This window comes from Gemmatimonas sp. (assembly GCF_041689975.1).
GTDB lineage: Bacteria > Gemmatimonadota > Gemmatimonadetes > Gemmatimonadales > Gemmatimonadaceae > Gemmatimonas.
The window spans coordinates 1-9486 of sequence record NZ_JBDNFF010000013.1 but is presented as its reverse complement, the minus strand read 5'-3'; the positions used below and the strand labels follow the sequence as shown (position 1 = coordinate 9486).

The 9486-nt window shown below is 64.6% G+C and carries 9 protein-coding genes; 7 read left to right on the top strand and 2 right to left on the bottom strand.

The features are described from left to right. The first annotated feature begins 188 nt into the window (after positions 1 to 188). From ACESNG_RS00880 to ACESNG_RS00865, 4 genes are all read left to right on the top strand, one after another. The gene (locus ACESNG_RS00880; RefSeq protein WP_373067328.1) at positions 189 to 1712 is read left to right on the top strand and encodes a fumarate hydratase; all 1524 of its coding nucleotides are present in this window, start codon (positions 189 to 191) and stop codon (positions 1710 to 1712) included. A gap of 20 nt (positions 1713 to 1732) precedes the next feature. Beyond that, positions 1733 to 3943: a prolyl oligopeptidase family serine peptidase gene (locus tag ACESNG_RS00875; RefSeq protein ID WP_373067326.1), complete on the top strand. Its 2211-nt coding sequence runs from the start codon at positions 1733 to 1735 to the stop codon at positions 3941 to 3943. A 40-nt stretch (positions 3944 to 3983) separates the two neighbouring features. Continuing rightward, positions 3984 to 5066 (top strand): DUF1028 domain-containing protein, encoded by a 1083-nt coding sequence (locus ACESNG_RS00870; protein ID WP_373067323.1) that lies wholly within the window; start codon positions 3984 to 3986, stop codon positions 5064 to 5066. A 321-nt stretch (positions 5067 to 5387) separates the two neighbouring features. Next, on the top strand, positions 5388 to 6464 hold the full coding sequence (locus tag ACESNG_RS00865; RefSeq protein ID WP_373067321.1) for an alkene reductase: 1077 nt from the start codon (positions 5388 to 5390) through the stop codon (positions 6462 to 6464). A gap of 17 nt (positions 6465 to 6481) precedes the next feature. On the opposite strand, the gene ACESNG_RS00860 is transcribed toward ACESNG_RS00865, so the two are convergent. Continuing rightward, entirely contained in the window at positions 6482 to 7135 is a 654-nt protein-coding gene (locus tag ACESNG_RS00860) for a PEP-CTERM sorting domain-containing protein (protein ID WP_373062508.1), read from the bottom strand. Between the two features lie 229 nt (positions 7136 to 7364). Here ACESNG_RS00860 and ACESNG_RS00855 point away from each other — a divergent pair, with 229 nt between their 5' ends. Genes ACESNG_RS00855 through ACESNG_RS00845 form a run of 3 tightly spaced genes read left to right on the top strand, consistent with a single transcriptional unit; the run spans position 7365 to position 7955 of the window. Next, the gene (locus ACESNG_RS00855; RefSeq protein WP_373067319.1) at positions 7365 to 7502 is read left to right on the top strand and encodes a hypothetical protein; all 138 of its coding nucleotides are present in this window, start codon (positions 7365 to 7367) and stop codon (positions 7500 to 7502) included. A 12-nt stretch (positions 7503 to 7514) separates the two neighbouring features. Then, on the top strand, positions 7515 to 7667 hold the full coding sequence (locus tag ACESNG_RS00850; RefSeq protein WP_373062504.1) for a hypothetical protein: 153 nt from the start codon (positions 7515 to 7517) through the stop codon (positions 7665 to 7667). Positions 7668 to 7676: 9 nt separating this feature from the next. Further along, the gene (locus tag ACESNG_RS00845; protein WP_373067316.1) at positions 7677 to 7955 is read left to right on the top strand and encodes a PP2C family serine/threonine-protein phosphatase; all 279 of its coding nucleotides are present in this window, start codon (positions 7677 to 7679) and stop codon (positions 7953 to 7955) included. Between the two features lie 70 nt (positions 7956 to 8025). Here ACESNG_RS00845 and ACESNG_RS00840 read toward each other — a convergent pair whose 3' ends face one another. Then, the gene (locus tag ACESNG_RS00840; protein WP_373067314.1) at positions 8026 to 9303 is read right to left on the bottom strand and encodes an IS1634 family transposase; all 1278 of its coding nucleotides are present in this window, start codon (positions 9301 to 9303) and stop codon (positions 8026 to 8028) included. Positions 9304 to 9486: the final 183 nt, after the last annotated feature.

Genomic DNA, 9486 nt, shown 5'->3' with positions numbered 1-9486 from the left:
TCCTGCAGCTGTGCCAGAAGCATGGCCAAGGCCGCGGCGTAGACGAATTCGATGGGCAGGGAAGCTCCACTGGGGTCGGGGGGAGACCCACTTAAGTTCGTCACCAATGCGGTTGGACTCAAGCGCGAGTTTCCTGTGCCGGAGCCCCCGTCGTGCGACACCCGGCCATCGGCGATACTTTTCGCACCATGACGACCATCGCCCAAGCCGACTTCATCCAGTCCATCGCGGACGCGCTTCAGCACATCTCGTACTTCCATCCGCTGGACTACATCCATGCGCTGGGCGACGCCTACGAAAAAGAGCAGAGTCCAGCCGCCAAGGACGCGATCGCGCAGATCCTCACCAACTCGCGGATGTGCGCCGAAGGACATCGCCCCATCTGCCAGGATACCGGCATCGTGGTGGTGTTCCTCAAGGTCGGCATGAACGTGCGCTGGAACGCGACGATGTCGGTCGAGGACATGGTGAACGAAGGCGTGCGACGCGCCTATCTGCAGCCCGACAACGTATTGCGTGCGTCGATCGTGGCCGACCCGGCGTTCACGCGCAAGAACACGCGCGACAACACGCCGGCCATCGTGCACTACGAGATCGTGCCGGGCGACACGATCGAGGTGAAGCTGGCCGCGAAGGGTGGCGGCTCCGAGAACAAGTCGAAGTTCGCCATGCTCAACCCCAGCGACTCGATCGTGGACTGGGTCATGAAAACGGTGCCGCTGATGGGCGCCGGCTGGTGTCCGCCGGGCATGCTCGGCATCGGCATCGGTGGCACAGCCGAAAAGGCGATGCTGATGGCGAAAGAATCGCTCATGGAGCACATCGACATGACGCAACTCAAGACCCGCGGTCCGCGAAACAAAATCGAAGAGCTCCGCATCGAGCTCTACGACAAGATCAACGCGTTGGGCATCGGCGCGCAGGGACTTGGTGGCCTCTCCACCGTGCTCGACGTGAAGATCTTCGATTTCCCCACCCACGCCGCGTCCAAGCCGATCGCGATGATTCCGAACTGTGCGGCCACGCGTCATGCGCACTTTACGCTCGATGGAAGCGGCGCCGTTACGCTGCCGGTGCCGAGTCTGTCCGATTGGCCAGATGTCACGTGGCGTCCTGATGTGAACGCCAGGCACGTCGATCTCGATACACTCACCGCCGACATCGTAGCCACGTGGAAGGCGGGCGATCGCCTGCTGCTCAACGGCAAGCTGCTGACCGGCCGCGACGCGGCGCACAAGCGCATCGCCGACCTGTTCGCGCGCGGTGAATGTCTCCCGGACGGCGTCGACTTCACCAATCGCGTGATCTACTACGTGGGTCCCGTCGATCCCGTGCGTGACGAAGCCGTTGGTCCGGCCGGTCCGACGACGGCCACGCGCATGGATAGCTTCACCGAGATGATGCTGGCCAAAACGGGGTTGATCTCGATGATCGGCAAGGCGGAACGCGGACCGGTGGGCCTCGAAGCAATTCGCAAGCACAAGGCCGCCTATCTGATGGCGGTCGGCGGTGCGGCGTATCTCGTGTCGAAGGCGATTCGCTCATCCCGTGTCGTGGCCTTCGAAGACCTCGGCATGGAAGCGATCTACGAGTTCGATGTGCAAGACATGCCGGTCACGGTGGCGGTCGATGCCGCGGGCAGTAACGTGCACGAAACCGGACCGCGCGAGTGGCAGGAGAAGATCCGTCATCTACCGGTGCTGGCGGGATGATTTTGCGGTAAGTTCGAGTAATGCACTTCATCGCTCGCACATTCGCCGCGGTCATCACAGCCGTCGTTCCCGGCTTGGTCTTGCCCGGCCTGGTCGTCGCGCAGAGCACGCCTGCGCGTGTACCGCTTTCACTCGAACAGATCATCGCCGGCTCGACGTTGACCGGCACCGCGCCATCGTCGCCGATATGGTCTCCCGATTCGAAGGCGGTGGCATTTCTCTGGAACGATCGCGCGCAACCGGCGCGATCCCTCTGGCTGGTGGAGCGCGGGGGTACGATGCCGCGACGATTGTTGCCGGCGAGTACCACGGCACGCGTGAGTGAGTTCGTCTGGACACCCGATGGTTCGGCCATCGTGTTTGTGCAGCGGGACTCGCTCTGGCGTGTGAACGTGGCCACCGCCGCTCAGACCTCGCTGCTCGCCGACGGTGGCGAGCTGTCGGAGCTCGCGGTCTCACCGAGCGGTGCCACGCTGTCCTTCCTGCGCGATGGCGACCTTTGGCTGCTCCCGCTGGCGGGCGATTCGCCGTCACGTGGTTCTCCCACGCGCGCGACCAACGTCGCGGTCGCGCCCATCGGCTCGATTCCGCTTGGCACGTATTATGGACGGGACGTCGAAATCGGCGGCGCCACGTGGAGTGGCCCGTCGCCATCGTACGCGTGGTCTCCGGATTCGCGCACGATTGCCGTGCACTATGTCGACCGACGCGGCGTACCGCGCTTCAGCATGCCGTATTACCTCGGCGACACCGTACAGATGAACACGCTGCGACGGGGGGCCCCAGGGCAAGCGAATGAAGTGCGCAAGATCGGATTGCTCGACGTGGGTGCCCGAACGCTGTCGATGGTGGAGCTGCCAGACTCCAGCAGCACGCGCGTGGTGAACGCGGCGTGGTCGCTTACCGGCACCTTGATGATCGACCGCGAAAGCGATGATGCGATTGATCGTACCATTCATGTGCTCACGGCGGCCGCGCCGACTCCCCGCGTGGCGTGGCGCGACCACCGCGACACGCGTGTGTACAACGATATTGCCTCGGCCTGGAGCGCCGATGGCCGGAGCATCGTACTCACCGGCGATCTCGACGACCGCTACCGATTGTATCGCGTAGTGCCCGGCGATACCTCGCCCGTGATGCTCACGCCAGGGCCGCACGATGTGGCCGGCGCCGGCATCCCGCGCGCGGGCACGGGCAGCATCGATTATGTGAGCTCATCCCCACGACCCTCGGAGCGCCACGTCTTCCGCGTGAGTGCACGCGGTGACGTGCCGCAACAGCTCACCACGAGAGCCGGCACACATACGCCCTTCGTGTCACCCGACGGCCGCAGCATCGCGTTGTTGTCGTCCAGTGATACGCAGCCCACCGAGCTGTACCTGCTCGACGTGCGCGCCGGCGCCACAGAGCGCCGCATCACGGCATCGACTACGCCGGCGTTCGCACGTGTGCCATGGATCGCGCCGCAGTATCTGAACATCAAGAACGGCAGTGATACGCTGCCGTTGCGCATTCGCGTATTCTTTCCGCCCAACATCGACTCCACCAAGCATTATCCTGTGCTGTTCGGGCCGGCGTATTCGAACACCGTGCGCAACCGGTGGGGCGGCTTGAATGGCATGCTACAGCAGTATCTCGCACTCGAGAAAGGGTACATCGTGGTTCAGGTCGATGTGCGAGGCAGCACCGGCTACGGCCGTGCGTTCCGCGAGAAGTTCCTGATGGATTGGGGCGGCGGTGACCTCGATGATCTCGAAAGCGCCGTTACGTACATGAAGTCCCAGCCCTTTGTCGATGCGTCACGCTTCGGCATCTGGGGCAGCAGCTATGGCGGCACGCTCACCGTGTATTCCCTGCTGAAGAAGCCCGGGCTCTTTCAGGCCGGCGTGGCCGGTGCGGCGGCCACCGATCCGTACCTGTTCGGCAGCGACGACGTGGCCATTGTGCGTCGTCCGCAGTCGCACCCCGCGACGTTCACGCGCGGCGCCTTGCAGTACGCCGGCAACCTGCGTGATCACCTGCTGCTCATCCACGGCATGCAGGACGACGTCGTTCCCTTTTCGTCGGCGGTCGAGCTCGCGGAAGAGTTCATGAAGCAGGGCAAGGACTTCGACTTCGCCTTCGCGCCAGCGGCGACACACGGCTGGACACAACGCCCGTACTACGCGGCGTATCTACTGCGAAAGCTGGTCGCCCATTTTGATCGGTACCTGGGCCCCGGCCCGCGCTGACGCGCGTCGCTTCACGTCACTTCCGTCTACAGGTCACCCCATGCTGTCACGCTCGCGCCTCGTTTCTGTGGCTTCCTTCGCATTGAGCGTCGACATTGCGCTCACCGCCATGCCGCGTACCGCGCAGGCGCAAGAGCCATATGCGTGGCGAGACTCGCTCGTGTTTCACACCTTCTCGATTGCCGCGATCGACCCGCGCACCGGTGAAGTGGGGGTGGCGGTCACTACGCGCGTGCCCTGCGTCGGCAACGGCGTGCCGTGGGTGCGTAAAGGCGTGGGTGCAGTGGCGACCCAAGCCAGTACGCGCACCGAGTATGGCGTCGAGCTGCTCGATGCGCTCGCCAAGGGCGACGCTCCCGATGCGGCACTCAAGCGCGCGCTCGCGGCCGACAGCAGCTTTCAGTCGCGACAGGTGGCGGTGATCTCCATCGACGGCCGTTCGGCGCAGCACACCGGGACCGGCCCCAATGCCTGGGCGGGACATCGCGCCGGCAGGAACTACGTGACGCAAGGGAATATTCTCGTGGGCCCCGAGGTGATCGATGCCGTGGCCCGGAGCTTCGAAGCGAGTGAGGGCACGCCGTACCATTTGGCCGATCGACTGATCACCGCATTGAACGCCGGCTTCGTGCTGGGTGGTGACAAGCGGCACGGTCTGCGCACCTCCGCGGCCGTGGTCGTGGCCGATTCGCGCGTTGCGATGTCGCGGCGCAGTGATGGCCAGACAGCGAACATCAACGTGTGCGAGCACGCAGATCCGGTGGGCGAGCTCCGTCGCATCTACGACGCCGTCTCGCAGACACTAGGCTACCGCACGCTCGAGCAGTTCTCCGGCGGCGACGTCTATCAGCTCAAGGTGATGCTGCAGGCGCTCGGCTTCTACAAGCGCGGCGAGACGCTCCCCGCGCGCGGCCCTGAGGCGAATCTGTTCACGGCCGAGACCGTGGCCGCGGTCGATGTGTTCCGTACAAGCGAGAAGATGGGCACGCCCGCCGTTGGTGGTTCACCGGCGGGCTTGGTAGATAGCGAGACCGTGGCGCGACTTTGGGCGGCGTTGGAGCGCGCCGGTAAAGCGACCGTGGTGCGTCAGCAGTTGTTGGACAACACGATGATTCGCCGGTAAGGGCGGCAGCTGTCCTTCGCTCACCACACGACGAAAGCGACGCTCCATGGCTTCGGCCGAACCGCGCAGCGCAGCGCCGATCGCGTATTGCACGGCTGCTGGCACATGTGATGCGTTACAACTCAACGTGCTCGCGACACTCATGCACCCGGTCGGTCCCTCGGTGCACGTGTACGCGGTCCACCCACGACGCCAGGAACGCGTGGACCGCCCGCTTCACGTCAGGCTCAGCCTTCAGTCGCACCAAGAGCTCCGTGCCGAACGTGGTGGCGTCGCGCTCCGGCGTGTCCCACTCTACTGCCTCCCGGCGGGATTTTCAAAATGCTGTTCGAACCGTACGACCTGCGCGGCCTTCCTCTCAAGAACCGGATGGTGATGGCCCCCATGACACGCAACCGTGCCACGGCTGAGCACGTGCCGACGCCGATCATGGTCACATATTACGCTGAACGCGCCGACTTGGGTCTGCTGATCACCGAAGGGACCTCGCCGGCGCCCGACGGTCTGGGTTACGCTCGCATTCCCGGCCTCTATTCCGACGAGCAGGTCGCGGCATGGAAACCGGTCACGGCGGCCGTGCACGCCAAGGGCAGCAAAATCTTCGCGCAGCTGATGCACACGGGCCGGGCGTCGAATGCGCTCAACCTGCCGGCTGGTGCCCGCGTGGTGGGCCCGATGGCCGTCGCGCTGCCCAACCCCGTGTACACCGACGCCCAGGGGCTGCAGCCCGCCACGATGCCGCATGCGCTCACCGAAGATGAGGTGCGGGTGGTGGTGGCCGAGTACGCGCACAGCGCGACCAAGGCCATCGAGGCCGGCTTTGACGGCATCGAACTGCACGCTGCCAACGGCTACCTGATCGAACAGTTTCTGAACGCGAACCACAACCAGCGCACCGATGCGTACGGTGGCAGCGCCGACGCGCGCAATCGCTTCGCACTGGAAGTGGCCACCGCGACGGCGGGCGCGATCGGTCCCGAACGCGTCGGGATCCGGCTCTCGCCGTACGGCACGTTCAACGACATGGGCGCCTTTGTCGGTATCGACGAGCAGTTCGTGGCCCTTGCCAAGGGACTGAGCGACCTGAGACTGGTGCATCTCCACCTCGTCGATCACGCGTCGATGGGTTCGCCGAACGCACCCGCGTCACTGCGAGCACAGCTGCGCACCACGTTCAACGGTACGTTCATCGCTTCGGGCGGATTCGATTGCGCGAAGGCCGAAGCGATCCTCGCGTCGCACGACGCGGACCTGGTCGCTTTCGGTCGTCTTGCCCTCGCGAACCCCGACCTCGTGACGCGCTTGCAGCACGACGCGCCGTTGAACGCTCCGGATGTCGCCACGTTTTACACGCCCGGCGAGAAGGGCTATACCGACTACCCGGCGCTCTCGGCCTGAGTGACGTAGTGCGCAGCCTACAGCGCGCGCTTGCGGCGGGCGGCGAAACCGATGGCCAGCAGGCCGGTCGCAAGCAGCGCGGTCGTAGCCGGCTCGGGCACCGTGGTTTTGGCAAGGGTGAGATTGTCGACAGTGGGAAAGAGGAAGTTCTCTTCTCCTGTCTGGACTGCACTCACGGTGAACGAGCTGATGGCGCGGCTCTCCGACACCACCCCGAAGAAGCTGCCGGCCGTCGGCCCCATCAATGTTGTAGATCGCGAGCCGGTGACATCCACGTACCGGACCACGATGTCTGCACTCGCGAATGCGCCGTCGAGGCTCGTGCCGAAGAAGTTTCCGCCGATTGCACCAACGCCGCCAGTGAAGCCAGCGAAAGTGACGACATCAGTAGGCGTATTGGTGGAGAGCGAGGGATTTTCTGCGCTCCCCGCGCCGAAGAAGCCGTCCACATCACTGACGGATGCGGTGTACCCGTACGCGCCAGCCGTTCGAAAAATTGGCGACGCGGTGGCGCTCGTGGTGCGGAAACCGGAGAAGGCATCGACCCTTGGGTCGGTGATCGCCGCCAGAAACGTCGACTGATTCGTGTAGATGACGAACTGCGCGTCAGACGTCGTGGGCTTGCCGAGCGTGGCGACCAGCGCGACGGCCGAGAGGTATTGCCACTTCATTCGTGATCCTTCGTCGGGGAGAGTATCTTCAGAGCAGGTCAGCCTCCCTTGCTCCGCTCTACCGTGACGCACCGTGCATGTTCCGTGCGAGCTACGTGCAGCGGTTCAGTCCGGCTTCTCATCTCTCGCCGCCGCTCGGCCTGTGCGCTATCATGCGTTGACCCGCTTCCCACGCATATGAGCGAAACCGCAGCTCCCCCCCCGCAAACCTCGCGACGACGAGATGGACGTGTTCGGTCTCTCGCACACTGGTAAGGTGTGGAAGGAGAATCAGGATCACTACCTGATGGCCACGTTTCACAAGCGCGTCAACGTCATCTCCACCAACCTGCCGAACATCGAGCAGCGCTTTCCCCTGGACGGGTAGCGACTCGCCTACGTGGCCAAGGTGGCCGATGGAGTAGGGGGCGGCGGGGGTGGAGCCGAAGTCAGTGCCATCGCGCTGGAGTCGCTCATGCGCTACGTGGACGGCAGCGTCACGGTGTATTACGGCGCGAAGGCCGACGAGGCCGAGTTCACCGATCTGCCGTAATCCGCAGCGATGCAGGCGCACGATGCAGTGCGCGCGCGCCGCGACGAGAAGGGGCTGCGCGGCACGATGGCGACCACGCTCACGCTGTATATCGGCGTGTGGCCCACCTACTACCTGCTGCAGGTCGGCGACTCGCGCTACTACGTGTGGCGCGACGGCGTGCTTTCCCAGATCACGCGCGATCAGACGATGGCGCAGGATCTCGTTGACGACGGCATCCTGTCGCCGGCCAAGGCCTGCACGACGCCGATGGCGCACGTGCTGTCGAGTGCGATCGGTTCCGACTAAACTGAAGTTCCTGCGCCCAAAAAGCGAGTTTCCCCTATGAAACCGCTTGTTTTTGGGTTCCACGTGCTGTCTACAGGGTGATGGTCTCAATTAACGCGAGGGCGCGTTGTTGCTGCGGCGTGGGCGTCGTCGTGAGCGCAAACATCGGCGCATCCTGGGCGCCCGTGAGCGTGCGACACGTATTGCGCACGATGGGGTGCAAGTCCTGCAGCAACGTCTGGAAACTGTGCACCGGCGACCCATCATCAAGGGTGCGGCGGGCGACCTTTTTCTGGGCCGCCGCCGAGCGTGTGGCCGGCGCCACCGGGTCGCGGGTGCGCTTGGCGGCCTGATCTTCATCCGCAAACGTCAGCGCGCGCCAGACCTCGCGCAGGTGCCACTCCACGTAGTAGGCCAACAGGCACACCAAGAGGTGTGCGCGCACGCGGCCCTCCAGGTGGTGATGCATCGGGCGCACCTGCAAGTCCATCGTCTTCATCGACAGGAACGCCCGCTCCACCTGCGCCAGCGACGTGTACGTGCGCACACAAGTCGCCGCATCCATGCGCTTGGCGTGGACCGAGGTGCGAATGATGTACAGTCCATCCAAGGCGGCCTCGGCATCGATGTGCGACTGGATGCGCGCCACGTGCAACGCGTCATCGGTGATGGTGAGCGCAAAATGCTTGGACACCTTGTAGCGGTTGACCACCTTGCCGGCCTCCACCCCGATCTGGTCCTTGCCGGCGAGTCGGTCCGCCTGCACCCGGGCCTGAATCTTCTGCAGACGCGCTTCCGTCGCGGCCAACAGATCCGCCCGGGTGTGGGCCCGCAACTTGGCCAACTCCAGGTTGCGACACGCGACCAGCCGCTCACCGGGAAAGTCAGGTGAGCTGATCTCCAGCAGATTCTGCGCATCGCACAGATCCATTTGCAAATGGCCCTGCTCCACCAGCGCGCGAATCGACGTACGGCGCAGCGCGGTGACCCAGTCGATGTCGCTCTCCTCGCTCATCGCATCGATGGCCTTTTGCGAAATCATGCCGCGGTCCCCCACCACCACCATGCGCGGGATGCCGAACTGCTCGCGCAGGCGGGTGACCTCAGGCAAGAAGGTCGTGCTGTCGGCGGTGTTCCCTAAATGGACCGAAATCGCCACCGGGCACTCCCGACCATCGGTGAGCAGGCCGTAGTTGATCTGCCGCGTGCCGCGCTTGCCATCGCGGCTGTAGCCCCGTTTGGCCAAGGAGCAGTGGGTGCCCTCGACGTCGCTCGACGAGAGGTCGTAGAGCACCAACGCGTCCTCGTGGAGGTGGCGTGCGGCCAGCTTCTTCTGGATCCGGTCCTGTCCCGCGAGCAGCCAGTCCATGGCCGCCTACAGCTCGTCTTCGGTGGCGTCAACGACGCCGAACTCCTGCGCCAGGGTGCTGGTGTGCCATCGCCGCGTGGTGGCCAGCTTGGTGGCCGGGCACAGGATGCGTGCGGCCACCATGGCCAGCACCAGGTCGCGTTCGCGGCACGGCTTGGAGGCCAGCAGGGAGGCGAAGCCCAG